Raw genomic sequence first — 24941 nt, forward strand, 5'->3', positions numbered from 1 at the left:
GGACGGCGCCGGGCCGTACGTTCGCTGTCTACCCGATCGACCAGGTCCTGCACCGTCAGTGGTGCCTGGTCTGCCGGCGGCTCCGGTTGCCGTTGCCGCCGAGCCCCTCGTGCGTCGTCCATTTCGGGGGGCTCTGCCGTGGGATAGCGCTCCCACGGTGCGCGACCTCCGGGCCGTGGTGAACGCCCGTTCCGATCGTCACCCACCAATGAACCTCGCTCTTTCGCAACTCGCTGCCGCCGCAGCCGTGCTCGAAAGGCTGTGGCGGGATTCCGCAATGATAACGATTTCGCCACTGAGAGCCACTCGGACATCTCGAGCGGGCGGGCAGTGCGGGAAATGCTGGAAAGTTGCCTGGAGCTATGTTTTCACGCGGCGCGCGGCTGTTTCGGCTACCCGCGGTTCGGCGTGTCGAACCGGTCAGCCGCCGCTGTGCATCACATCGGCCGCGGCCGGCACGGTTCCGTCGTCCGGATCATCGAGCCAGCCGTGCGGCAGCGCGACCTTGCCCGGCGAACCCTGCCGGCCGCGCGGGCCTTCGGCGTCCTCGGGGAAGGGGACAGCGGGATCGAGCTGTGCGATCAGGCCGTCGAGTTCGCCGAGGGAGGAGACCGTGGCGAAACTGCGGCGCAGGTCGGCCCCGAGCGGGAAGCCCATGAAGTACCAGGCCATATGTTTGCGCAGGTCGCGCATACCTTTGTCTTCGCCGTGATGTTCGGCGAGCAGCCCGGCGTGCCGGGCCAGGATCCTGCCCACTTCGCCGAGGTTCGGCGGAGTGGGGGCGGGTTCGCCGCGCAGGGCGGCGCTCAGTTCGCCGAACAGCCAGGGCCGGCCCAGGCAGCCGCGGCCGACCACCACCCCGTCGCAACCGGTCTGCGCCATCATCGCGACGGCGTCACCGGCACTGAAAATATCCCCGTTGCCCAGCACCGGGATGGTGGTCACGGCTTCTTTGAGCTGCGCGATGGCCGACCAGTCCGCGGTGCCGGAGTAGCGCTGGGCGGCGGTGCGGGCGTGCAGGGCGACCGCAGCGGCGCCTTCGGCCTCGGCGATCCGCCCGGTGTCGAGATGGGTGCGGTGGTCGTCGTCGATGCCGATCCGGAATTTCATGGTCACCGGCACACCGGCCGGTTCGGCTGCCCGGACCATCTCGCGGACGATCGAGGCGAACAGATTCCGCTTGTACGGCAGGGCGGCGCCGCCGCCGAGCCGGGTCACCTTCGGCACCGGGCAGCCGAGGTTCATATCGATATGGTCGGCCCAGCCCTCGCCGACGATGATGCGTACGGCCTCGCCGAGCGTGGCCGGATCCACCCCGTACAACTGCATGGACCGCGGTGATTCGCCCTGGTCGAACGACATCATGTGCAGTGTTTTCTCGTTGCGTTCCACCACCGCGCGGGCGGTGATCATCTCGCAGACATAGATTGCGGTCGGGCTGCCGAACTCGCGGCAGAGTTTCCGGAATGCCAGGTTCGTGATCCCCGCCATCGGGGCGAGTACCACCGGCGGGTCGACCGGGTAGGGGCCGATCCGCAAACCTGTCTCCTGTTCCAACTCTGCCTGCATGAGGATCCATTTTCCCTGCTGCGGGGTCCGGCGTCACTATCGGGTGCCTCACCGGCGCGCGCCCCTGCCGGTCGATTGCGTCGTGGCCACCGTTAGCCTCTTGGAAGTGAATCGCCCGGTGTTCACGGCCCGACCCGGGTCCGCGGCCACGACGGATACGCGGTACGGCCTTATCGGCCGGCCGCTGGAGGCGATCCGGCCGAACACCGCATCGCCCGAGACGGCGTCACCGAATACAACGGATGCGACCGGCGCGAACAGTTCCGGGTGGCGGCAACCCGATAACCGACCGTTTCCTGCACAGCCCGGGTTCGACTCGACCGGGGGCGAACGAAAGAGGACGACAAACCATGGCCGACCAGACCGAAGAACCCGGTAGCAAGCCGAGCGCCGGCGCAGCCCCCACCACTGATTCCCCGGGAGACAAACCGGGCGAGCAGCGCGGTGCCGAACGGCCGGGCACCGTATCGATCCAGGTATCCAGCTTGGTCCGCGGCGCATTGATTGCCGTGCTCGCGGTGGTGGCGATCGTGTTCGCGGTGCTGTATTTCACCGCGCGCGGTGATCTGGCCGAACGTGACGAACGTGCCGCCGACGACCGCCATGCCGAACAACTGGCCACCGAGTACGCGGTGGGCGCGGCCACGGTGAACTTCCAGGATCTCGATGCCTGGATCACGGCGCTGAAGAAGAACACCACCCCGCAGCTGGCCGGGAAGTTCGATGAAACGGCGCCGAAACTGGAGCAGATCCTGGTGCCGCTCCAATGGACGTCCACGGCGAGCCCCATCACCGCGAAGGTCATGTCCGAGCAGGACGGGATCTTCAAGGTGAACGTTTTCGTCAACGTGACCTCGACCAACGCGCAGAACCCGGACGGCACCCAGACAACGGTCACCTACACCGTGACCCTGGACGAGAACGCCGGCTGGCAGATCACCGATGTGGGCGGAGTGGACGGTGCTCTCCCTATGAACTGAACGGCACCGTGAACTGATCGGCCCGCCGGGCCGGAAACGACGTAACCGCCGGGATGTTCCCGGCGGTTACGTCTGTGTCGTGCGGTACGGGTGAGTGACCTCAGCTGCCGGTCGAGGCGAGGGCCTTTTCCCGCTTGGCGGCCTCGCGGGCGAGCATCCGGTCGCGCTGTTCTTCGAATTTGTCGACGTCCTTGGACAGTTTGTCCAGGAAGATGCCCAGCCGCTCCCGGGTTTCCTCACCGCGGGCGGTGAAATCGGTACGGCCGAAGATATCCCACTTCTTGAGGACCGGCTGGACGACCTCTTCGAGGTGCTGGCGCAGATCGTAGATTCCGTGCTTGGCCATCAGGACGCCGTTACGCCGGAAATTGGGCATTCCCGCGCCCGGCATCTGGAAGTTCTCCAGGATCAGGGTGATCGCGTCGAGTGCCTGGTCCGGGCAGAGGTCCAGGGCTGCACCGCACATATTGCGGTAGAAGATCATGTGCAGGTTCTCGTCGGCCGCGATGCGCTGCAGCATCCGGTCGGCGATGGCGTCGTCGCAGACCTTGCCGGTGTTGCGGTGGGACACACGGGTGGCCAGTTCCTGGAAGGTCACGTAGGCGACCGAGTGCAGGAATCCGGCGTCGGCCTCGGCGGGGGAGGCGAAGCCGTTGGTCATATGGACCATCCGGGCCTGCTCCAGTGCCACCGGGTCCACACCGCGGGTGACCACCAGGTAGTCGCGCATGGCGATGCCGTGGCGGTTCTCCTCGGCGGTCCAGCGCCCGACCCAGGTCCCCCACGCGCCGTCCTGCGAGAAGTTCTCGGCGATTTCCCGGTGGTAGGAAGGCAGGTTGTCCTCGGTGAGGAGGTTGGTGATCATGGCCGCCTTCGCGACCTCGCTGAGCTTGGATTGTTCGGGGTCCCAGTCCACACCGCCGAGCGCGGCGAAGTTGCGCCCCTCGTCCCACGGGACGTAGTCGTGCGGATGCCACTCTTTAGCCAAGGAGAGGTGCCGGTTGACGTTCTGCTCGGCAACCGGCTCCAACTCGGAGAGCAGCTCGAGTTGAGTCAGATCCCTTGCCATGTGATCAAGCCCTTCATATGTTGCGTTGGTGCGGGTCACCTGATGTAGACCGTTGCCGATGCGGCCATACCTTACGGCACCGTAGGTGTGATGCGAAACGCATCCGGCGGACACAGAGTGCACGGTGATGTACGGCGTCTGCCATCGGTTGTCACAGCGAGTGTATGACCCGAAGCTCGGTTATGGGCATATCGATGGCCTTCTCATTTGCGTTAGCGGGCGTGGGAAACGGCACATCTCGGGTCGGGGCGAGCGGCGGCCGATTTCGGTCACAGTGCCCGGAGGGAGAGCCTGGTGGAAGTCACAGCGGGGCGGCCGGCAGTCGGGGACGAAAACGGGCTCCCGGTGATCACCGGGAGCCCGAGCGGTGCCCCCACCAGGGCTCGAACCTGGGACCTGCGGATTAAAAGTCCGTAGCTCTACCAACTGAGCTATAGGGGCGCGGCCGATAGTGTACTGGGAAGTCGGTGCGAGGACGTAATCGGGTGGTTACGCTGGTGCTTTGTATCACTCGGTGCGGCTGCCCCGGGTGTTCCGGCGCCGGTGGCCGGTGCTTGCGGGTGTGACGTCGGGCGAGGTAGCGCGGTTGTCCGGTCGGTTCCGGGGTGCCCGGCGACCCGAAACCATACCACCGGGTATCGAAATACGGTACCTCTGGCATTGTTGATACAACGGGTAGCACGATACGATCCAAATATGTTGGATACCAATGCCTTTGGATCGGTAAAGGCAGAATTCTCGCAAAAGTGGGGTCCGGGGACGAGTTTCCCGGAGTGTCGGCGGTCCGTGATCGCCCCTGGGCGAGGCGGTATGCACCGAGGGATGGGAGCGGCCGGCTGAACTCCGGTCCGAAACCCGCCTCGGCGGGTGAACATTCGGTGTTGCCCGGTTCGATTCGTTCGGCCATTCGCGACCCGGCGGACCATGTTGCGTTCGCAAAATCCCGTTCGCGAAATCGTAGACGGCTCTATCGGTTTACCGCGTGTCGGTACCCGATTCCGAGTACCGTGACGATTCAGCGAATTCGGGGTGTCACTTGGGTCGACGCTGCGGGAGGCGGATCGGGGACGAGGAAGAGCGCAACGGAGTTGCCCGGATGCGCACCCCCTGCGGCGCACCCGGGCGTTCGAATTATACCAGCCGGTGTGTTTCTTCTTTGGGCTGGGTTCCGTACCGAAAGTTCTATACAGGTCATAAAACCGACCGAAGGTCGGATACAACAGGATACGTTCGCGACGTCGGCCCGCTCGTCGAAAGCAGCTGATCTGTCGCGGGCATTCCGCAGGTGGAAATTCCGGCGGATGCACAAGGCTTCGGAGGCGTTTCGAGCATGGCACGGCAGCAAGAGCGGGCCCGTCGGACAAGGGCGGCAATTATCCGGTCCGCCGCCGTTGAGTTCGGGAAGAGCGGCTATGCCGCGGCTTCGCTCAACCGTATTTTGGAAGGGTCGCGAGCGACCAAGGGCGCCATGTACTTCCATTTCGACTCGAAAGAGGATCTGGCGCGAGCGGTACTCGAATCGGCAGTAGAACGATACGGCCGAACCATCGATCGTTGGCTCATTCGTGCGGAACTGGGTCCGCTCGATATTTTGCACGGAATCTTCGACGAGGTAGCGCTGCGCCTCGAACACGACATCATCGTGCAGGCCGAATTCCGTCTGGTGATCGATCCGGGTTTCGGGCAGCAGGACGGCGGCGGCTGCCGGATGCTCTGCTCGACCATTCGAAAACTGGCCGTCGGAGCCGTCGATCAGGGACAGCTGCGACCGGACACCGATCTCGACCGCTTCACGCGCACACTCGCCGGCGCGCTGATCGGCCAGCGCTACATCGTCGATGCCCACCGCGGCGGACCGGATCTGCGGACCCGGTTCCGGGAGGTACTGGAGGTCGTGGTGCAGGCGAGCTGCACGACGGAATGGGCCGCGAAGTTCCAGACGCACGGCTGGCGGGCGCAAGCACAGCTGGAGGAGCTCACTTCCCCGGCGTGACCAGCCGATTTGGGAATTACGCGCACCCTGACATAAGCTATGCGAGCTCCCAACGGACAGCCGTTGAAAAGCCGGTCCGGAGAGATCCGGGACGAGCCCCCTTCGTCTAGCGGCCTAGGACGCCGCCCTTTCAAGGCGGTAGCGCGGGTTCGAATCCCGTAGGGGGTACAACTTACGAAAGTAGGTTGCACAGAGCAAGGCCCTGTGGCGCAGTTGGTTAGCGCGCCGCCCTGTCACGGCGGAGGTCGCGGGTTCGAGTCCCGTCAGGGTCGCCAATGGATGTGCGGAGCAATCCGCCATCCATCGGATGGCATTCGTTCCGGGTGCCTGCGGCCAGGTAGCTCAGTTGGTACGAGCGTTCGCCTGAAAAGCGAAAGGTCGCCGGTTCGATCCCGGCCCTGGCCACAATCCACCCCCTGACCACAACGGTCCGGGGGTTTCGTTCGTCCTGGCCCCGGATGGATGGAATGCTGGGGTCATGGCCGAACGGTGGTACTACTGCTTGAAACATCAGCGGGCCGAGCGCGGACGTCAGTGCTGGTTCCGCGACCGGATGGGTCCGTATCCGGATCGCGCCACCGCCGAGCGCGCGCTCGATATCGTGCGGCAACGCAACGCCGCACAGGACGCGGCGGACCGGGAGTGGCGCGACGGGCAGTGACGGACCGGGTCACGATCGGCCCGTCCGCCCCGGGAAGCGGCCGGTATGACCGGTGCGCCGCAGCTGTGTGTCCGCGGTTGGGCTACCGTTCACGGGTAATACGTAGCGACGCTCGCGGCTCATGGTTCGGCCGCCGGGCGAGACCAGGGAGGGCGACCCTTGAGGGTTACCGTTGTTGTGCCGACCTACAACGAGCGGGACAATCTGCCGGTTGCGGTGGAACGGCTGACTGCGCTACCCGTGCCCGACCTGCACGTACTGGTAGTCGACGACAACTCCCCGGACGGTACCGGTGAGGTGGCCGACAAACTGGCCGTGGACCTGCCGAACGTCGTCTCGGTGCTGCACCGCACCGAGAAGGACGGCCTCGGCCGCGCCTATATCGCGGGGATCACCCGCGCACTCGATGAAGGCGCCGATGTGGTGATCCAGATGGACGCGGATCTTTCCCATCCCGCCGAGGTGATCCCGGCCATGCTGGAACAGCTGAGCCGTCCCGGTATCGGGGTGGTATTGGGGTCGCGCTACGTGCCCGGCGGCTCGACCGCCGCGGAATGGAAGTGGTACCGCAAGGCGCTCTCGGCCTGGGCGAACTTCTACGTCAACGCCATCCTGCGGCTCGGTATCAAAGACGCCACCGCCGGTTTCAAGGCCTGGCAGGCCGATACGCTGCGGGCGATCGATATCGAATCCATCCGCAGCAACGGGTATTCGTTCCAGGTGGAGATGAATTACCGGACCAAGAAGCAGGGTGCCGGTATCGCCGAGGTTCCGATCCGCTTCGAGGAGCGGACGCTGGGCGCGTCCAAGATGAGCCTGTCGGTACAGCTGGAATCCGCGCTCATGCCCTGGAAGCTACTGCTGGGCCGGTCGCTCTAACCGGCGGCGGTGGGCCAGTCGCGGAGGGTGTCGAGATAGCGCTGCCGGACCGCGGCGACCTCCCGGCCCAGATCCGCGGGATCCCAGCCGGTGCTGTCGATCGGCGGCAGGATCGCGATATCGACGATGCCGGGGCGAGCGATCATGGAATCGCGCCGGCCGATATCGGCGGCATTGCGGATTACCACCGGGATCACCGGTACGCCCGCCTGCGCGGCAATATGGAACGCCCCTTTCTTGAACTTGCCCGGTTGCGAGGTATAGGAGCGGGTTCCTTCCGGAGCGATCGCTATCGACAGCCCGTCGCGCAGCGTATGCACCACCGGCGCCAGCGAGGCCTTCGCGCGGTCGGTGTTCGAGCGATCGATGAAGGTCACGCCGACGAACCGCATGAGCGGACCGAAAATCGGATGCCGGATGAGTTCTTTCTTCCCGACCCCCGTCACACCCGCACCGAGCACCGCCGGAACGATGAGGACATCGAACTGGCTCTGGTGGTTGAACAGGAACACCGCCGGGCGCGGATTCCGGGCGTATTCGGTGCCGGTGACCCGCAGCCTGATCCCGCACAGCCGTAACGGCCAGCCGGTGCCGTAGCGCATCAGTGCGTCGGCCATGGTGCGGCGGTCGCGGGTATAGGCCTTGCTCAGCACCCCGAACAGTGCGCCGCCGAGCAGAGCGGCGAAGCCGGCGACGGTGCGCAGCCGGTCCGCGGTGGTAGGGGAGGTCCGGGCGGCGACGACCGGCCGGGGCCAGCCCTGGTCGGCCGCGGTGGCCGCGAGGGGGGAGTCCGGCGCGATCGGAACCGGGGTTCCCACACTCGACAACAGCGGGAGATCGGCTGCGCTACCGCTGTAGACGTAGGAACGCCGCAGGTCGATACCGTGGGCGGTGGCGAAATCGGCGACCAGCGCGGCTTTGTCCGGGCCGTAGGGCAGGGGACCGTCGAACCCGCCGGTGAACCGGCCTCCGGCGACTGCGGGCCGGGCACCGAGAGTATGGCCGATCTCGAGCGCCGCGGCCACGGGATGCAGCTGGTAGTCGGTGACCGTGCCGGTCAGCACCACGGTGTGCCCGGCCGCGAGATGTTCCCGCACCAGCCGCCAGGCCTCCGGATACACCCGGTCGTACCAGCCGCGTTTGAACACCCGCTCACCCTGCGCGGCCAGTTCACCGGGTGTTTTTCCGGCGGCGTGTCCGGCGAGCTGTTCCAGCAGGTCAGGCCCCGGACTGTCGCCGCTGTGGCGTAACTGCTCGAACAGGAGGCCGGCTGTCGCGGAATCGGGGTCGCGGAACCGGCGGCCCGTCATGGTGCGCAGATCCGCGACCGCCGACAGGTCGAAAACCGCGCCGATACCTGCGCCTTGCGGACCCGAACGGATCGCCGTGATCACCGCGTCGAGCGACCCGAATCCACCGGTTTCCGCGGTGGCGGCCCTGCTCATCGAGTCCGCCCCGCGGTGCGGTTGGACGGGTCGAGCGCGGCGGCCTGCGATATGCGGATCCCGATTGTGCGCAGCCGGTCGGCGAAATCGCGCCGGGCCTCGGCCAGCGCCGTCACGGATTTCTCCGAATCCGGATCGGCGGCCTCGACGAGTCCGTGATTCGCGGCCAATTTCAGTGCACTCCCGAAAAGCTCGGTGGATACCGATTCCGTGCTGTGCAGGCGTTTCTGCAGCAGCATCTGTTTACCGACCGATACGCATTCGGCGATGAACTCCTTATGGTCGATTTCGGCTGTCGGTTCCCGATCGGCCAGCCGCTCGGCCACCACCAATTGCGCATCGAAAAAGGAACGCAGTACGCGGTGGGCCATCATGAAACCGCTACCGGTGAGCGCAGCCAGGATTTCACTGCCCAGAGTGTTGCGGGGACGCGACCGCCAGGCCGGATCCACCAACAGCATTTCCGCGGTGATCCGCTCGGCGAATTCCGCCCGGTCGGGGAAGAAGAATTCGAACTTGAGCAGATCCCGCAGCCGATACGTCTCCGCCCAGCCGATATCCAGGGCATCGGCGTCCGGTCCGACGGCTCCGGCCACCGGATCGTCGGGGGCCGCCTCGACCGCGGCCAGAATCGCCAGTTCCAGGATTGCCCGGTCGACGAACCAGTGAACCGCGCTGTTGCGGTAGAACGCGGCCTCGAGATGCGCGCCGGGTTCGATCGCATACACCGGTTCGACCCCGCCGCGATAGATCGTGACCACCTTGGCCAGCGACAGCTGCTCCAGCACGGCGACCAGGCTGTGTTCGTCCCGCAATTTCGCGACCTCACCGCAGGGCAGATCGCGTTCGCCGATGTAGTCCATGACCGGATTGAGGACTTCGCAGACCTCGGCCAGTGTCAGCGCACGATCGTGCACGCCGAGCAACGCCAGGGTGACCAGTGCGTTGGCGGTGATCGGGGTGACCGCGTTGATCCCGACAGCCACATCGAAGGCGAGCCGCTGCACCGCCGCACGTTCTCGTTCGCCGAGATGTTCGCCGAGGGGATCCGGTTCGGCGCGGACCGGCTGCCCGCCGGTATCGGTACGGTGCAGCGGGATCGTGACCGGGGGTTCGGTGAGCGGATCGCCGTGGGTGGCCAGTCGGTCGCGCGCCGAGATCGGGTCGCCGAAGCGGACGTAGACATGGCCGGCCGAATGCTGCTGGTTGCGCACATAGCGGGCGAGCCAGGCGATACCTTCGGGTTTCTTCCGGCCGCCCACCTGTTCGTCGGCGATGGCGCCGAGTTCGTTGAGCCGCTCGTAGGTGATCGAAACCGGTACCAGGAGTGCGTCGGCGACCCGGTCGCGGCGGACCGCCGCGGCCAGATAGTTCATCAGGCCGTAGCGTGGCGGGCGCAGTTTGCCGGTGCGGGTGCGCCCGCCCTCGAAATACCACTCCAGGTTGAAGCGGCGGGCCAGCAGATACCCGAAGTATTCTTCGACGACCGCCTGGTAGACGGTATCGCCGCCGAAACTGCGCCGGATGAATATGGTGCCGGTACGCCGCGCGATCGGGCCCATCGGCCAGAACCGCAGATTCGCCCCGCCGACGACGTGGTTGGGCGGGAAATCATTGCGCGCCAGTACATCGCCCAGCACGAAGGCATCCACATACGACCGGTGCGACGGCAGGAACACCAGCGGATACCGCCGGTTGAGATCGCGTAGCGCGGCCAGGCCGGATTCGTCGCAGTCCACGTTCCAGGTCGATGCGTGCACCGGGCGCATGGCCTGGGTGAACAGGTCCGATACGGTGCGGCTCTGCGCGGCGACCAATTCGTTCAGTGCTTTCTCGGCGCGCCGCGCCACGTCCTGTGGGTCGGTGCCGGTTTCGTCGGCGATACGTTCCAGCCGCCGCAGGAACTCCGGCGAGTCCATGATCTCCTCGGCCACCAGCCGCGGCACCTTGTAACGGTCGCCGATCACGGTGCGTTCCGCGCGCTCCAGCGCGACCACCGCGGCCCGGACCACTGCGCGCGCGAAGGGTTCGGCGCTGCCGGTGTGGTGCAGTGCCGCCGCTTCCGGATGGTTCGCGCGCAACTGTGTGAGCCGGGCGGGAGCGCCGGTGAGCACCAGGTGCCGGTCCGGGGCCCGGCCGACGAGCCGGCGTTGTGCGAGCCGGTTGGGGCGGCGTGGGTTGGTGAGCAGGGCGAGATCGCCGAAGGTCACCCGGCGGACGCCGTCGCGTTCGGGCGGTAGCCACAGCACCCGCACGGGTACCACCAGTGGATCGTCGCTGCGGCCGGTGAGCCGGCCGGCCACGGCGGCGGCATCCAGATCGAGCTGGGTGACGGGGGCGCGGACACCGAGTTCGGCGGCCAGGCCGCCCTCGGCGATCCACCGGCCGATCAGCTCGCGTTCGGTACCCGAAGCCGAATCCACCAGCGCTACCACCGATTCCGGTGGATCGTCGGCCGGCGACGGTGCGCCGCCGAGGTTCTCGATCATGGTGTGGGATCCTCTGCGTCCGATCGGAAGGGCTCGCGGCTGTGCTGTCCGGGGCGGTCGGTGCGCGGCTCGTTCGCCGGGGAGCCGGTCGCCGGCGGCAGTGGTAATCGAAATTACTCCATGCGACCACTATGGACGGCTCGCGCGCCGTACGGGGCGGTTTGCCGGAGCTGTCGCAGGCGCTACCCGCCAGTGCGTTGCTCGCCGTGGAGCTCGGATAGGTGAGGGTTCCGGATGCGGGCAGATATCGGCCCGGTGTCCGGGATCGTCAGATGCCGGAGTGCGCTACCGAGCGATGATTCGCCAGTGTTGTGCCGACCTGTTCACCGGCTGTTCGGGGCCACGGCGAGGGTGGCGGCGAAGAGTCCCCACCGACACATTCGGTATCGGTGGCAGCGGAAGAGTTGCGATAGGCCTCATCGGGGACAGGGACTCGAAGTTGTGTGCGGCGCGTTCTGGTCCCTCAATAGGTTAGGCAACCCTATCTAATTTGGGAAGGGGGTGGGTCACTTCCGGGCGAGTCCACGCGGTGTTCGCCACGGATACCGCCGGTCCGGCATATCCCCGCGCCGCACGCCGGGTATCCGGCGGCCATGCGGATTAGACTCGCCCCATGAGTGGTTGGGGCGTCGGGGATATCCCCGATCAGCAGGACCGGACCGTGATCGTGACCGGCGCGAACAGCGGCTTGGGAGCGGTTGCCGCACGCGCTCTGGCCGGCGCCGGGGCACAGGTGATCCTGGCCTGCCGGGATATGGACAAGGGCCGCGCCGTCGCTGCCGAGATCGGTGAGCGCGCGCAGGTCCGGCGACTGGACCTGGCCGATCTCTCCTCGGTCCGTGAGTTCGCGGCCGGGGTGGACGGTGCGGACATCCTGATCAACAACGCGGGGGTGATGGCGGTACCGCTGCGCCGCACCGCCGACGGATTCGAAATGCAGATCGGCACCAACCATCTCGGCCATTTCGCGCTGACCGGCCTGCTGCTCGGCAAGATCAGCGAACGGATCGTCACGGTCTCCAGCGGTGCCCACACCATCGGTGCCATCGATATCGACGACCTCAACTGGGAGCGTCGCCCCTACAAGCGCTGGCCCGCCTACGGTCAGTCCAAACTGGCGAATCTGCTGTTCACCTTCGAACTCCAGCGCCGGCTCACCGCGGCCGGTTCGGCGAAACTGGCCGTCGCGGCGCATCCGGGTTACGCGGCCACCGGCCTGCAATCGCATACCGAATCCATTCTGGACAAGGTTATGGCGCTCGGGAACAAACTTGCTGCCCAGAGCGCCGAAATGGGCGCCTTACCGGAACTTTTCGCCGCTACCGCACCGGTCGAACCCGGTGGCTACTACGGGCCGACCGGGCTCGGCGGAACACGTGGATATCCGGGCCCCTCCGGTTGTTCCCGGCGCGCCGAGGATGAGCTCACCGCCCGCTCCCTCTGGGATCTCTCCGAACGGCTGACCGGGGTGAAGTTCGACTTCACCGGCTGAGACGCCCACCGCCGGCCGGCGGAAAAGGAATCAACGCGGGATGTCACACCTGGAGTGCGTGCGTCGTCGACACCACGAGACCGCACCACGAAAGGAACTCGATATGGAACCCCGCATCGATCTCTTCGCCAACAAAGTCACCGCAAGCTACAGCAAGCGCCTGGTCACCGCCGGGAAGGTGGTGGACGATTCCGGTCTGCCCAAGGCGGTCTACGAGCTGGTGAAGATCCGGGCGAGCCAGATCAACGGCTGCTCGTTCTGTGTGGATATGCATACCAAGGACGCCGCCCACGCCGGTGAATCCCAGGTCCGGATCAATCTGGTCGCCGCCTGGCGGGAAGCGACGGTGTTCACCGAACCCGAACGGGCCGCGTTAGAGCTCACCGAGGTAGCCACCCGGCTGGCCGACGGCGGCGGGATCGGCGAGGACACCTGGCAGCGGGTGCGCAAGCACTACGACGACGAGCAGATCGGCGGGCTGATCGCCGCCATCGCCACGATCAACGCCTGGAACCGGATCAACGCCATCGCCCACACTCCGGCCGGTAGTTACGAGCCCGGGCAGTTCTGAACCGGACCGGGGCGGAATTGTGTTGAGCATCACTTTCTTTCGCCCGATTCCGCCCCGGCTCCACCTGCGCGTTCCGCCGCCTGGTAGCGTGGCAAATCGTGCAGCGCGTGTATTTCTGGTTTAGCAAGCCGGCCCGGGGCGGGTCGGTCTGCGGCAACCACGCGCGCTGACCAGTACACCCCGAGCCGGATGACGACCGGCTCGACGGGGAATCTTCTTTTCCGTGGGTCGGCCTGAACGAGAAGGACACCACCCACGATGACCACCGCAGTCGATATCGATGCCGACCACAGCGATCTGGACGATCAGCGAACCCTCAGCGTGAGCCCGCTGCGTTCCCCCGCGGAAGTGCGCCGCGTCCACGCCATCACCGATGAACACGCCGCCACGGTGCGCGCCGGCCGCCGCGGCACCGTCGACGTGCTGAACGGCACCGACGACCGCCTCATAGTGATCGTCGGACCGTGCTCGGTGCACGATCCCGCGGCCGCCCTGGACTACGCCCGCCGGCTCGCCGCCGTGCAGGAAACCCTGTCCGACCGGTTACACCTGGTCATGCGGGTGTACTTCGAGAAGCCGCGGACAACCCTCGGTTGGAAGGGCCTGATCAACGATCCCCATCTCAACGGCAGCTTCGACGTCAACACGGGGCTGGGAATCGGCCGCCAGTTACTGCTCGACATCACCGCCATGGGCCTCCCGGTGGCCTGCGAATTCCTCGACCCGATCACGCCGCAGTACATCTCCGACCTGGTGACCTACGGCGCCATCGGCGCGCGCACCGCGGCCAGCCAGGTACATCGGCAGCTCAGCAGCGCGCTGTCCATGCCGGTCGGTATCAAGAACGGCACCGACGGTGACGTGCAGGTCGCGGTGGACGGGGTCCGGGCGGCCGCGGCCAGCCACGTCTTCCCCGGTACCGATCTGGACGGCCGGTCCGCGCTCATCCAGACCGCCGGGAACGAGGATTGCCACGTGATCCTGCGTGGCGGCTCCAACGGCACCAACTACGACGCCGCCTCGGTCGCCGACGCATGCGCGCGGCTGGAGAAGTCCGGGCTGTCGCAGCGGATCGTGGTCGACGCCAGCCACGGCAACAGCAACAAGGACCACAAACGCCAGCCGATCGTGGTCGCCGATATCGCCGAGCGGATGGCCGCGGGTGAACGCAGCGTGGTCGGTGTGATGCTGGAGAGCTTCCTCGTCGAGGGCCGCCAGGACCTGACGCTCGGCCGGGCCGGCGACCTCACCTACGGTCAGTCGATCACCGACGCGTGCATGGACTGGGACACCACCGCCGCCCAGCTGGACCGGCTGGCCGAAGCGGTCCGCCTGCGCCGGGAACGCTGAGCTGCCGGAACTCTGCCGCGCCGCCGCGGGCCGGTATGTGGTCCGCGGGCGCGGTGGGTCGGTTTGCCGTCCGCGTGGCCGATATAGTCGCCCGATCCCGCGAGTGCGGACAACCTCGGCAGCGACCTCGGCGATTCGGGTGCGTTCGGAGTGGGAGCTCAGACCTCGGCAGGCCATCCGCCGGCCGGGCCCGGCGGATCGGTGTTCAGGCGGGCGGCCACCCAGAAATCGCGCCGGGTCCCGCGCTGTACACCGCCGAGGCGGGCCAGCCCTTCGTACCTGAACCCGCTCTTGCGGGCGATTGCCGCTGAGGCACGGTTGCCGGCAAAGGCGCGCCATTGGATACGGATCAGGCCCATGCCGTTCGGATCGAAACCGAAATCGCAGGTCAGTGCAACGGCCCGTGAAACGATCCCGCGTGCGCGGTACTCAGGAGCCAGCCAGAAACCGATTTCGGCGGCGGTCTCGTCACGCGGCCGGACCCCGAGGCCGACCGTCCCGATCAATCGTCCCCGTTCCGCCGCCCGGATGGCCCAGATCGGGCTGCTGCCCGCCCAGCCGTCGGCAACAGTGGTTCCGATGAACTCTTCGGCGTCGGCGCGGCTGTAGGGCCACGGGATCGTGACCCATTCGGCGATCGCCGGATCCTGACAGGCTTCGACTACGGCATCGATATCGGCCGGGCCCGGCCGGTCGAGCCATACCGTGCCGTCGGTCAGCGTCTGTTCCTCCACCCGGCCGATGTTCGCATCGCGGCGGTGCCCGCGGCATCCGGTTTTCCGGATGCGGCGCGTACGCGCTGTCCGGCTCTCCGTAGAATTCGAGCGGTGGTAGCCGCGCTTCTCGCCGACCAGTTCGAATCGCATCGCGGGCATCTGCTGGCGGTGGCCTACCGGATGACCGGCAGCGTATCCGACGCCGAAGATGCGGTGCAGGAGAGCTGGCTACGCCTGGCCGGGGCGTCGCAATCCCAGATCGAGGATCTGCGGGCCTGGCTGACCACGGTGGTTTCCCGGCTCTGCCTGGACCGGTTGCGCAGCGCCGCGGTCCGGCGGGAAAGCTATGTGGGGCAGTGGCTTCCGGAACCGGTGGTGACACCGGTGGCCGGGGCCGGCGAGGCCGATCCGCTGGCCACGGTGGTGTTGCGGCAGGAGTTCCGGCTGGCGGCACTGGTAGTGCTGGATCAGCTCACGCCGCCGCAACGGGTCGCGTTCGTACTGCACGAAGGTCTGGGGGTGCCCTACGGCGAGATCGCCACGATCCTGGATATCACCGCCGAGGCGGCGCGGCAGTTGGCGGCGCGTGCACGGAAGGCGGTCCGGGAACAGACACCGGAACCCGCCGCCGACGGGGAGCACGAGGCGGCGGTGCAGAAGCTGCTGGTCGCGCTGAATACCGGCGATGCGCAGGCGGTGGCGGCCGTCCTGCATCCGGACGCGGTGATGATCGGCGATTCCGGCGGTACCACGCCGACCGCGCGCAAGGTGATCGTCGGCCCGGACAAGGTGGCCCGCCTGTTCTTCGGTCTCATCCGCCGCTACGGCCTGGACGGGGCCGACGAGGATTTCCTGGCGACCGGGGTGGAATTCGTCCGGGTCAACGGCCAGCTGGGCGCGCTTGTCCGGGCCCACCCGGGCGACGGCACGCACCCCGGTTTCCCGGCGCGGGTGATGGGTTTCACCGTTGTGGACGGTCTCATCCAGGGCACATACGATATCGCCAACCCGGCGAAACTCACCGGGGTCCGGTTGCGCTGATCGCCTGCCGGTCGGTGAGCAGCAGCGCTGCCATACCGCCCAGCACCGTGCCCATCAGCAGTCGCTGCACCCGCAACCACAGCCGCCGGCCCGTCAGGAAACGGCTCACCGTAGCGGCCGTGCACACGATGAGAGCGTTCACCGCCAGCGCCACTGCGATCTGCACCCCACCCAGGCACAGGCTCTGCAACCACACCGGGCCGGCCGCCGGAGCGACGAACTGCGGGATCAGCGCCAGGTACATCACCGCGATCTTCGGGTTGAGCAGATTGGTCACCAAGCCCATGGTGAACAGCCGGCCCGCCCGGTCGCGAGGGAGGTCGGCGGGCGCGAACACCGAGGTCCCGCCCGGTCGCAGCGTCTGCCACGCCAACCACAGCAGATAACCGGCGCCGGCGATCTTCAGCGCCGTGTACAGCTCGGGAACCAATGCGAATACCGCCGTGATCCCGGTGGCGGCCGCAGTGAGATACACCGCGAACCCCGCGGCCACCCCGGCCAGCGAGATCAGGCCGGCGCCGCGGCCCTGCGATATCGTGCGCGAGACCAGGTACATCATGTTCGGGCCGGGTGTCAGCACCAACCCGAGCGCCGCCACCGCGACACCGGCAGCCGCCGAGATTTCGATCATGCAGTGATACTCGCGAGGATATGCGGGCTTGTCTCGGTCCAGTCGGCGCCTACTGGACGCGCGCTGTCTCCTTCGTCACCCGGCGTTGTCGGTGGCTTCGGGGACAATGGGCAGAAGTCGAGGTGAGGAGGGCCCCGTGGCGGATGGGCCACTGATCGTACAAAGCGATAAAACGGTGCTGCTGGAGGTCGACCACGAGCTCGCTGGTGTGGCGCGGCAGGCGATCGCCCCGTTCGCCGAGCTGGAGCGGGCGCCCGAGCATGTGCACACCTATCGCATCACCCCGCTGGCCCTGTGGAACGCGCGTGCCGCGGGGCACGATGCGGAGCAGGTGGTGGATGCCCTGGTCAGCCACTCCCGGTTCCCGGTTCCGCAGCCGCTGCTGGTCGATATCGTCGATACGATGGCCCGTTACGGGCGATTGCAGCTGGTCAAACATCCCGCGCACGGGCTCACCCTGGTGAGTTTGGATGCGGCGGTACTGGCCGAGGTGCTCCGGCACAAGAAGATCGCCCCGATGCTCGGGGACCGCCTCGACGACGACACGGTGGTCGTGCACCCGTCCGAACGCGGGCATATCAAACAGCAGTTGCTCAAGATCGGATGGCCCGCGGAGGACCTGGCCGGTTATGTCGACGGCGAGGCCCATGCCATCGATCTCGACTACCACGGCAACGGCTGGCATCTGCGCGACTATCAGGAGATGGCCGCCGATTCGTTCTGGGCGGGCGGGTCCGGCGTGGTGGTGCTGCCCTGCGGTGCCGGGAAAACCATGGTCGGCGCGGCCGCCATGGCCCGGGCGAAGGCCACCACCCTGATCCTGGTCACCAATACCGTCGCCGGGCGGCAGTGGCGGCGGGAACTGATCGCGCGGACCTCGCTCACCGATGAGGAGATCGGCGAGTACTCGGGCGAACGCAAGGAGATCCGGCCGGTCACCATTGCCACCTACCAGGTGATCACCCGCAAATCGAAGGGCGAGTACAAACATCTCGAACTCTTCGACAGCCGCGATTGGGGCCTGGTGATCTACGACGAGGTCCATCTGCTGCCCGCGCCGGTGTTCCGGATGACGGCGGATCTGCAGTCGCGGCGCCGGCTGGGCCTCACCGCGACACTGGTCCGCGAGGACGGCCGCGAGGGCGATGTGTTCTCGCTGATCGGGCCGAAACGCTATGACGCGCCGTGGAAGGATATCGAGGCCCAGGGCTGGATCGCGCCGGCCGAATGTATCGAGGTGCGGGTCACCCTCACCGATGCCGAGCGGATGTCCTACGCCACCGCCGAACCGGAGGAGCGCTACAAACTGTGCTCCACCGCGCACACCAAGATCGCGGTGGTGAAATCCATCCTCGACCGGCATCGCGACGCCCCGACGCTGGTGATCGGCGCCTACCTGGACCAACTCGACGAACTGGGCGCCGCACTGGACGCCCCGGTGATCCAAGGGTCCACGAAGAACAAGGAACGCGAGGCGTTGTTCGAGGCGTTCCGCCTCGGGGAGATCCCGGTTCTCGTGGTGAGTAAGGTCGCCAACTTCTCCATCGACCTACCGGAAGCCTCGGTAGCGGTCCAGGTTTCGGGAACCTTCGGCTCCCGCCAGGAGGAGGCCCAGCGGCTGGGCCGGTTGCTGCGGCCCAAACAGGACGGCGGCCAGGCGCATTTCTACTCCGTCGTGGCACGCGACACGCTGGACGCGGATTATGCCGCGCATCGGCAACGATTCCTCGCCGAACAGGGATATGCCTATCGGATAACCGATGCCGATGATCTGCTGGGTCCCGCGTTCGGGGCGAACGACCAGTAGGGTCCCGCGGATTCGACCGACTGGGTAAGGGGTGGCGAAGTGCGGCACTTCGAATTCACGGTGGACCGCCGGCATGTGCAGGCGGTCAACGAAGTGTTCGCGGGACGCCGCCGGCTGCGCCTGGCGGCACTGATCGCGACACTGGCCTGCGCGACGGCCACCGCGTATCTGGTGCGGTTGGGTCACGCCTGGTCCTATCCGCTCGCACTGGCCTGCGCACTGGGCGCCGCTACCGCGCTGTGGGTCGCGTTATGGGCGCCGCGCCGCACCGGTATCGCCCGGCTCTACGCCGATGGTGAGCTGATCCCGGCGGTCGTCTCCGGATTCCATTCCCGCGGCGCGGTACTGCTCGCGCTGGTCAATGTGGCACGCCGTGATACGGGCGAGTCCCGGTATGCGCTGGTCACCAAGAAGGTGCGCCGGCTACCCGGGCACCGGTTCGCGCCGGGGGAACGAGTACCGGCGATCGCGGTCCGCGGCGACCTGACGGCGCGCACGATCGGGGAACGCTGGCTCCCGGTCGACACCATGCCGATCGCCTGGGGGACCCCGGACGGCGTCGTGATCGAGCGCGCCCGCGGGGCCATCGACGAGATCGAATGGCGGCTGCTCGCCGACAATCTCGCGCTGGCCGATCAGGTGCAGCGCAGTACCACCAAACGCCTGCTGCTCGACCCGGGGCAGTTACCGGAGGGCCTCGGCGCCTGACCTGCCGCGGGTTACGCTCGCGCACGCCGTATTCGGCGAAACCGGCAGCGCGCCGGGTCGCATACGGCTGTCGGGCGGTATCTGCGACTAACGTCGTCGATCGGGGATGTCGCTGTGCTCGCACGCCGAACCATGGAAGGTGGAAACCGCATGAAACTCACCCGCTGGCTGATCGCCGGGGTGGTTGTGCTGTCGAGTCTGTCCCCGGCACCCGCGGTAGGGCACGCCCAATCCGCGAACCTGGCCGGTGCGGATGGGCTGGGCGATCCGTACTTTCCGCAGGACGGCAACGGCGGATACGACGTCGGGCACTACGAGGTCACGCTGGGGTACGACCCGGCCGGTCACCACCTCACCGGGTCCACGCGTATCGATGCGCATGCCACCCAGCCGCTCACCGCCTTCAACCTCGACTTCGACGGGCCACCGGTAAGCGCGGTCCGGGTGAACAATATGCCCGCCGGTTTCATCCGGCAGGATCCGCACGAACTGGTCGTCACCCCGGCTCTGCCGCTGCTGCCGGGACTGCCCTTCACCGTCACCGTCGAGTACGCGGGTGTCGCCGCCGATACCGCCGGGGAAGGCTGGACCTACGCCCCGACCGGTGGCGCTTTTGCGGCGGGACAACCGCATTCGGCCGCGACCTGGTACCCGCTCAACGATTCCCCCCGCGACAAGGCCACCTTCACCCTGCACACCACCGTCCCTGCGGAATGGGAGGTGATGTCCGGTGGTGCCCGGGTGCGTGACGAGGTGCGCGACGGGTTCCGCACAGTGAGCTGGGAACAGCGGCACCCGGTGATCGGCTACCTCACGACCGTCGCCATCGATCGATTCGAATACCTGGAGCAGCGGCGTGCGAACGGTACGCCGCTGCTGAGTGCGTTCGCGCCCGGCGCCGAGGAACTGCGCGCACACGAGCAGCGGCTGCCGGAGGTGCTCGATTTTGCAGAAAGCATCTACGGCCCCTACCCGTTCGACAACGCGGGCGGAATCTATCTGTCCGCCCCGCTGCCGTTCTCGCTCGAAACACAGACCCGGCCCGTCTACGCCGACTGGGCCGATCTGAACACGGTGGTGCACGAGGCGGCGCATCAGTGGTGGGGTAATTCGGTCTCGGTGTACAGCTGGTCCGATATCTGCCTGAACGAATGCCTCGCCAGCTATACCGCCGACTATCTGTGGCCGGAGCGGATGGAGGGCGTCGATGTGGACGCCGAATATCGGGACACGATCCGAAAGGTGATGGACAAGCCCAAGTTCTGGGCGGTGCCGCTGCAGGATCCGGGGCCGGAGAAAATGTTCACCTCGGTGTATTACCGCGGCCCGTTGTTCCTGCACGCCCTGCGTAAACAGCTGGGGGATGCGGTGTTCTTCGGGGCCCTGCGGGAATTCGTGACCGGCCACGCCTATGGTCACAGTTCGATGCCGGAATTCCGTGCCTTCATGCAGTCGAAATCGCCGGTCGACCTGACCGGATTCTTCGATGCCTGGCTGCACGGCACCACCCCACCGCCGGACCAGTACCTCTATCCCGGCGGTCTGCGCGGCTGACCGGCCACGACTATTCCAGCAGCGCGACCGACGAGATCCGGTGCAGCGTGAACTGCCGGACCGCCCCGGTGACCGCGTCCAGCGCCTCGAGTTGCCCGTTGCCGACCCGTACGGGTTCGACCACCCGCTGGATCGCGGTGCCTTTCGCATCGACGTAGCCGATATGCACCTGCCGATGCACCCGCGCGGCGAGTTGTAACAGGGCCAGGGCAGCGGCCGTGCTGGTGCGACTGCCGTCGCTGCGTACCATTTTCCCGGATGTCGCACCGGCGGCGCGCTCACCGGCCCGCAGCTCGGTGACCAGGAGTTCCAGCTGTTCAGTGGTGGGCGGCGCGGGGCGGTACGGCTGCCGAGCCAGTGGGCGCACATTGATCCGCGCCCCGCGCTGCCGTAGATCGACTATCGCGCCGGAGGAATCCTCACCGGCGGGTGCGAACCCGGCCGAACGGAGTTCCTCGAACAGTTCGCCCAGCGGTGCCTGGGAGATCGCGACCGTCGGTGCGATCCCGCGTAGCGCCAGCGTATCCGCCACGGGGGAGGCGAGTACCTGCGCCAGCAGCGCGGGATCCTCACTGCGGACGAACGATTGCGCCATCCCGGCGCGTAACCGGCCGTGGCGGCGCGCCACATCGTCGATGAGGTAGGTCAGTGTCTGCGGTACGGGTGTGCGGGAATGCCGTTCGAACAGGTGGTGTAGTTCCGCGGCGGTGAGTCCCGCATCGAGTGCCCGGCGCAGGGAGGGTTCCGATAACCGGTAGACCGTCGCGGCCCCCGCCGATTCGACATCCGCGACGCGGGCGATGCGTTGCTGTAGTTCGGCGGTGAGCGGCCCGGGCGCCACCACGGTGAGGTCCGCCTGGACCAGCACATGATCGACGGGGTCGGGCAGTGCCGCCTCGAGTGCGGCTTCGGCCGCCGACAGAGGTTCGGTGAGCAGGGCACGTCCGGCGGCGGTGAGCGCGCCGCGGCCGACGAGACCGAGCGCGGCCGCTTCGCGCAGTGTGTTGTCCACGACCTGCCCGCGGTAGAGCCGTCGCCGCCGGGGTGTGCGCCAGGCCAGCAGGCGGCCGATATCAGCGGGGGCCAGTGCTGTCCCCGGGGGTTGTTCGGCGAGAGCTTCGAGAACGGTTCGGCGTTCCCGGACCGCGTAGGGCACCCGGAGTTCGTGTGCGAGCGCCGCCAGCGGTTTATCGGCCGCATCGCGCAGGCCGATCATCCAGGGGTAGCGGTCCAGTTCCAGCCAGCTGTGGGCCAGCGGTACCCAGCGGCGGGCGGGCGGGGCCTCCAGCCACGAATCGGCGGCGGGGGTGGGTGCCCAGAATTCGTCGGCATCGGCCTCGGGCGGTGGATCGGGAAAACCCTTCTCGATCAGTTTCGCCGCCGCCAGCAATTCCACCAGCAACCCGGCGCGGGATTCCTCGACACCGGCGGCGCGGGCGATCCGGCGTATTTCCCGTACCCCGAGGCCACCGGCGCGCAGCGCGGGGGCGGGCGCCTGACCCAGCACCTCCACAATCGCGGCGCAATGCCGCAGGAGCTCGCCGACCTCCCCGGCGCCCACACCGTCCACCTCGGCGAGGGCATGCACGGTGACCACCGGTTCCGGTGGAGTCAGGCGGCGCGGATCGGTGACCGGTTCGCCCCGTAGCAACTGACCGACCGCGGGCGGCAGTTCCACCGTCTCGTCGTCGATCCGGCGCAGCAGGCGGCGCTCCAGCAACCGGGGAACCGGGCGGTCGGCCGGGGCGTCGGGTGCCGCGTCGCGGGTGCGTCCCCGCGGGCCGGTTTCGGCCAGTTTGTCCAGCAGGGCCCGTTCGGCAGGCGGCAGGCCGGCGAGTGTTGCGGCGATTTCCGGCTCATCCGGGGTGTCGGTGTCGGTCCCGCTGCCCAGGGGCCACGGCAGAGCCTCGGCTACGGCGGATACGAGCCGGATGCGGTCGCCGGAGAACCAGAGCAAGGCCCGGTCGGCCAGTTCGGTGAGCGCCGCGTCCACCGTCGCGGCCTTCGCGCGGCCGCGCAGCGTACGTTTCAACTCTGTACGTGTTGGTGGCTCGTTCCCGGCTGCGGTGTGTACGGCCACCGCCTCCACTATTCCGAAAGCCGCTGTATCCAGATCGTCGGCGGCCCGCAGCACCGAGGCGCGCTGTTCGGCGCGGGCGGCGAGCACCGCCATCGAAGCGGGCAGCGGTACCGCGAGATCGGGTCGCCGTTCGAGCAGCGCCACCAGTTGGGCATCGGAGCGGCCGCCGAGCCAGGCGGTATACGAGTCTGGGCCGGTCATCCGGTCCAGATTAGGCCTATCTTCGCCGTCGGTGCCGACCTGGCCGCGGAACCTGCCCGCCGAAGGCGGTTGTTGTACGAGGCTGCCGGGCGGACATGCCAGAATGAGTGCGTGGTGAACAAATCGAAGAAACCCTACGTCGACAACGGCTGGCCCGAAGTGGCCGACGGTGAGCACGCCGTGACCGAGCTGTCGTCGGCACGTGCCGGTAACCTCTCGCCCTTCGGCGAGGACACCGAGTTCCCGGTGGCTGCCGAGCAGCTGCCGTACGTGCACCCGCATACGGTGATCAACCGCTGAGCGGGCGGAACGAAAGAACCCCGTATCCGATCGGATACGGGGTTCTTTCGTAGTAAGGGGGTGTTTGCCGCTCAGTTCGGCAGCAGGCCCTTGTTGGACTCGTAGAAGCCCAGCAGCGCGGGATCCAGCTGCGGGGTGCCGGCCTTGACCGCTTCGAACAGGTCCAGCGCGGGCTGGGGGACCTGAACACCCTGCGCCTGAACGGTGGCGAGGGCACGATCGACCGCGGTGTAGACCTCCTGGGTCTGCGTCTGGGCCGGGGCCTGTGCCTGCTGCGGGGCAGCAGGGGCGGCCGGTGTGCTCTGGTTCTGGGTCTGCACGGCCGGGGTATCGGAGGGCGCTTCGCGCGGGGTCGAGCCGCTGCTCAGGCCCAGCGAGGAGGAGCAGGAAGGCCAGGCGCCCCAGCCCTGGGAGGCGAGGACCTTTTCTGCCACGGCGATCTGCTGTTCGCGGCTGGCCTGGTTGGCGGTCGGCGCGTAATCTCCGCCGCCGTGTGCCTGCCAGGTGCTCTGCGAGAACTGCAGTCCGCCGTGATAGCCGTTGCCGGTGTTGATGCCCCAGTTACCACCGGCTTCGCACTGCGCGAGTCGATCCCAGTCGGAGTCGGGTGCCGCGCTGGCGTTACCGGCGAGGGCTGCACCCGCACCGCTCATCATGGCGCCGGTGACGGCAACCTTGGCGACAGTGCGACCGGTATTGGTGGGCTTGCGATGGCGTCCACTCATTCGGGTTCGTCTTCCTCTCGTACGCACCTGCGAGGGATTCGCTCGGGTCCAGGCTGAGAGGGTGCCCGTCCCGCCCTCGCCCCTGTCGTTTCCTTGGGGTCCGGTACCCGCGGGGCGAGGTTCGGTGCGGCGGGCCGGTGGGCCGGAGTGCCCGGCTGGGATAGACGGTACGACGGATCCGGCGAAAAATCACTTTTTGGTAACCGGCGTGTGCGGAGGGGTTGCGGAGTGGTCACAACTGGCTCTCGGAGACTCTGTGCAGCTAGTGGGCTCGCGTCGAGGGGTGCCGATCCCCCGCAATAGGCGTTATTATTCTGTTATGTGATTATCATCACACAACAGTTTCGGGTGGCGATTCGTCGGGGTAACGCATAGAGGTCACTTGGCTCGCCGACCCGACAGCAGCGCGAACGTCAGCGCCAGCACGAAGCCCAGCGGGGTCAGGACCATGGCACCCAGGTACAACCACAATCCGGGCTTGCCGTCGGTGAAGATCGGCGTGAGGAAGATCGCCACGATCGCGAGCAGCCCGAGAACGAACAGGCCCAGCGCCAGCCGCAGGAGCCAGTTGCCGGGGGTGCGCCCGGGCGGTGGGGTGGACGGCCGGGGATCAGCGGGGTTGGTCACCTGTCGACGGTAAAACTGATGTGCTGGCCCCCTGCCCACCGGGGTAGACTCGG

General features: G+C 67.3%; 21 protein-coding genes and 4 tRNA genes. 15 read left to right on the forward strand and 10 right to left on the reverse strand.

Translation table 11 applies throughout. The features are described 5' to 3' along the window. Positions 1 to 420: 420 nt before the first annotated feature. Positions 421 to 1569 (reverse strand): tRNA dihydrouridine synthase DusB, encoded by a 1149-nt coding sequence (gene dusB / locus ON22_RS02820; protein ID WP_033244112.1) that lies wholly within the window; start codon positions 1567 to 1569, stop codon positions 421 to 423. A gap of 350 nt (positions 1570 to 1919) precedes the next feature. On the opposite strand from dusB, the gene ON22_RS02825 reads away from it, so the two are divergent. Then, on the forward strand, positions 1920 to 2549 hold the full coding sequence (locus ON22_RS02825; protein WP_169332444.1) for a hypothetical protein: 630 nt from the start codon (positions 1920 to 1922) through the stop codon (positions 2547 to 2549). Between the two features lie 100 nt (positions 2550 to 2649). Here ON22_RS02825 and ON22_RS02830 read toward each other — a convergent pair whose 3' ends face one another. Next, entirely contained in the window at positions 2650 to 3618 is a 969-nt protein-coding gene (locus ON22_RS02830; protein WP_033244113.1) for an acyl-ACP desaturase, read from the reverse strand. A gap of 368 nt (positions 3619 to 3986) precedes the next feature. Continuing rightward, positions 3987 to 4059 (reverse strand) — tRNA-Lys (locus tag ON22_RS02835). 889 nt (positions 4060 to 4948) lie between these two features. Here ON22_RS02835 and ON22_RS02840 point away from each other — a divergent pair. The 6 genes from ON22_RS02840 to ON22_RS02865 all read left to right on the forward strand — a co-directional run bounded on the left by ON22_RS02840 (position 4949) and on the right by ON22_RS02865 (position 7151). Next, positions 4949 to 5611 carry a TetR family transcriptional regulator gene (locus ON22_RS02840; protein WP_033244114.1) on the forward strand — a complete coding sequence of 221 codons (663 nt, stop codon included), beginning with the start codon at positions 4949 to 4951 and terminating at the stop codon, positions 5609 to 5611. Between the two features lie 95 nt (positions 5612 to 5706). Beyond that, positions 5707 to 5779: transfer RNA gene (locus ON22_RS02845), tRNA-Glu, on the forward strand. A gap of 30 nt (positions 5780 to 5809) precedes the next feature. Then, positions 5810 to 5886 (forward strand) — tRNA-Asp (locus ON22_RS02850). A gap of 56 nt (positions 5887 to 5942) precedes the next feature. Next, positions 5943 to 6016, forward strand: a tRNA-Phe gene (locus ON22_RS02855). 73 nt (positions 6017 to 6089) lie between these two features. Beyond that, positions 6090 to 6272 carry a hypothetical protein gene (locus ON22_RS02860; RefSeq protein WP_033244115.1) on the forward strand — a complete coding sequence of 61 codons (183 nt, stop codon included), beginning with the start codon at positions 6090 to 6092 and terminating at the stop codon, positions 6270 to 6272. 159 nt (positions 6273 to 6431) lie between these two features. Further along, complete coding sequence (locus ON22_RS02865) at positions 6432 to 7151, forward strand: polyprenol monophosphomannose synthase (protein WP_255218506.1); 720 nt, start codon at positions 6432 to 6434, stop codon at positions 7149 to 7151. Here ON22_RS02865 and ON22_RS02870 read toward each other — a convergent pair. Together ON22_RS02870 and ON22_RS02875 are read right to left on the reverse strand one after the other, a co-directional pair. Continuing rightward, positions 7148 to 8596 (reverse strand): 1-acylglycerol-3-phosphate O-acyltransferase, encoded by a 1449-nt coding sequence (locus ON22_RS02870; protein ID WP_051157094.1) that lies wholly within the window; start codon positions 8594 to 8596, stop codon positions 7148 to 7150. The genes ON22_RS02865 and ON22_RS02870 overlap by 4 nt on opposite strands. Continuing rightward, a complete protein-coding gene (locus ON22_RS02875) occupies positions 8593 to 11085 on the reverse strand; it encodes a glycerol-3-phosphate 1-O-acyltransferase (RefSeq protein WP_033244117.1) in 2493 nt (830 codons plus the stop codon). Before ON22_RS02875 ends, ON22_RS02870 begins: the two co-directional genes overlap by 4 nt. A 613-nt stretch (positions 11086 to 11698) precedes the next feature. Here ON22_RS02875 and ON22_RS02880 point away from each other — a divergent pair. From ON22_RS02880 to ON22_RS02890, 3 genes are all read left to right on the forward strand, one after another. Continuing rightward, entirely contained in the window at positions 11699 to 12577 is an 879-nt protein-coding gene (locus tag ON22_RS02880; RefSeq protein ID WP_033244118.1) for an oxidoreductase, read from the forward strand. A 103-nt stretch (positions 12578 to 12680) separates the two neighbouring features. Then, the gene (locus ON22_RS02885; protein WP_033244119.1) at positions 12681 to 13148 is read left to right on the forward strand and encodes a carboxymuconolactone decarboxylase family protein; all 468 of its coding nucleotides are present in this window, start codon (positions 12681 to 12683) and stop codon (positions 13146 to 13148) included. Between the two features lie 258 nt (positions 13149 to 13406). After that, entirely contained in the window at positions 13407 to 14498 is a 1092-nt protein-coding gene (locus ON22_RS02890) for a 3-deoxy-7-phosphoheptulonate synthase (protein ID WP_033244120.1), read from the forward strand. Positions 14499 to 14656: 158 nt separating this feature from the next. On the opposite strand, the gene ON22_RS02895 is transcribed toward ON22_RS02890, so the two are convergent. Further along, positions 14657 to 15364, reverse strand: a complete 708-nt coding sequence (locus ON22_RS02895) for a GNAT family N-acetyltransferase (RefSeq protein ID WP_081595284.1) — start codon at positions 15362 to 15364, stop codon at positions 14657 to 14659. Between ON22_RS02895 and sigJ the strand changes: the two genes are divergently transcribed. Beyond that, positions 15326 to 16255: an RNA polymerase sigma factor SigJ gene (gene sigJ / locus ON22_RS02900; RefSeq protein WP_033244122.1), complete on the forward strand. Its 930-nt coding sequence runs from the start codon at positions 15326 to 15328 to the stop codon at positions 16253 to 16255. The two genes, ON22_RS02895 and sigJ, sit on opposite strands and share 39 nt — an antisense overlap. Here sigJ and ON22_RS02905 read toward each other — a convergent pair. After that, a complete protein-coding gene (locus tag ON22_RS02905) occupies positions 16233 to 16886 on the reverse strand; it encodes a LysE family translocator (protein ID WP_033244123.1) in 654 nt (217 codons plus the stop codon). The genes sigJ and ON22_RS02905 overlap by 23 nt on opposite strands. Positions 16887 to 17022: 136 nt before the next feature. Between ON22_RS02905 and ON22_RS02910 the strand changes: the two genes are divergently transcribed. The 3 genes from ON22_RS02910 (at position 17023) to ON22_RS02920 (ending at position 20955) form a co-directional block, all read left to right on the forward strand. Continuing rightward, complete coding sequence (locus ON22_RS02910) at positions 17023 to 18693, forward strand: DNA repair helicase XPB (RefSeq protein WP_033244124.1); 1671 nt, start codon at positions 17023 to 17025, stop codon at positions 18691 to 18693. 39 nt (positions 18694 to 18732) lie between these two features. Next, entirely contained in the window at positions 18733 to 19401 is a 669-nt protein-coding gene (locus tag ON22_RS02915; RefSeq protein ID WP_033244125.1) for a DUF3239 domain-containing protein, read from the forward strand. Positions 19402 to 19551: 150 nt separating this feature from the next. Beyond that, complete coding sequence (locus ON22_RS02920; protein ID WP_033244565.1) at positions 19552 to 20955, forward strand: M1 family metallopeptidase; 1404 nt, start codon at positions 19552 to 19554, stop codon at positions 20953 to 20955. Positions 20956 to 20965: 10 nt separating this feature from the next. Here the strand turns inward: ON22_RS02920 and ON22_RS02925 are convergent, their stop codons facing one another. After that, complete coding sequence (locus tag ON22_RS02925) at positions 20966 to 23236, reverse strand: helicase-associated domain-containing protein (RefSeq protein WP_033244126.1); 2271 nt, start codon at positions 23234 to 23236, stop codon at positions 20966 to 20968. 111 nt (positions 23237 to 23347) lie between these two features. Between ON22_RS02925 and ON22_RS02930 the strand changes: the two genes are divergently transcribed. After that, a complete protein-coding gene (locus ON22_RS02930; RefSeq protein ID WP_033244127.1) occupies positions 23348 to 23536 on the forward strand; it encodes a hypothetical protein in 189 nt (62 codons plus the stop codon). A gap of 71 nt (positions 23537 to 23607) precedes the next feature. On the opposite strand, the gene ON22_RS02935 is transcribed toward ON22_RS02930, so the two are convergent. Both ON22_RS02935 and ON22_RS02940 read right to left on the reverse strand, forming a co-directional pair. Then, positions 23608 to 24261 (reverse strand): transglycosylase family protein, encoded by a 654-nt coding sequence (locus tag ON22_RS02935; RefSeq protein WP_033244128.1) that lies wholly within the window; start codon positions 24259 to 24261, stop codon positions 23608 to 23610. A gap of 378 nt (positions 24262 to 24639) precedes the next feature. Further along, the gene (locus ON22_RS02940) at positions 24640 to 24888 is read right to left on the reverse strand and encodes a hypothetical protein (protein ID WP_033244129.1); all 249 of its coding nucleotides are present in this window, start codon (positions 24886 to 24888) and stop codon (positions 24640 to 24642) included. Positions 24889 to 24941: the final 53 nt, after the last annotated feature.

This window comes from Nocardia carnea NBRC 14403 (assembly GCF_000308515.1).
GTDB lineage: Bacteria > Actinomycetota > Actinomycetes > Mycobacteriales > Mycobacteriaceae > Nocardia > Nocardia carnea.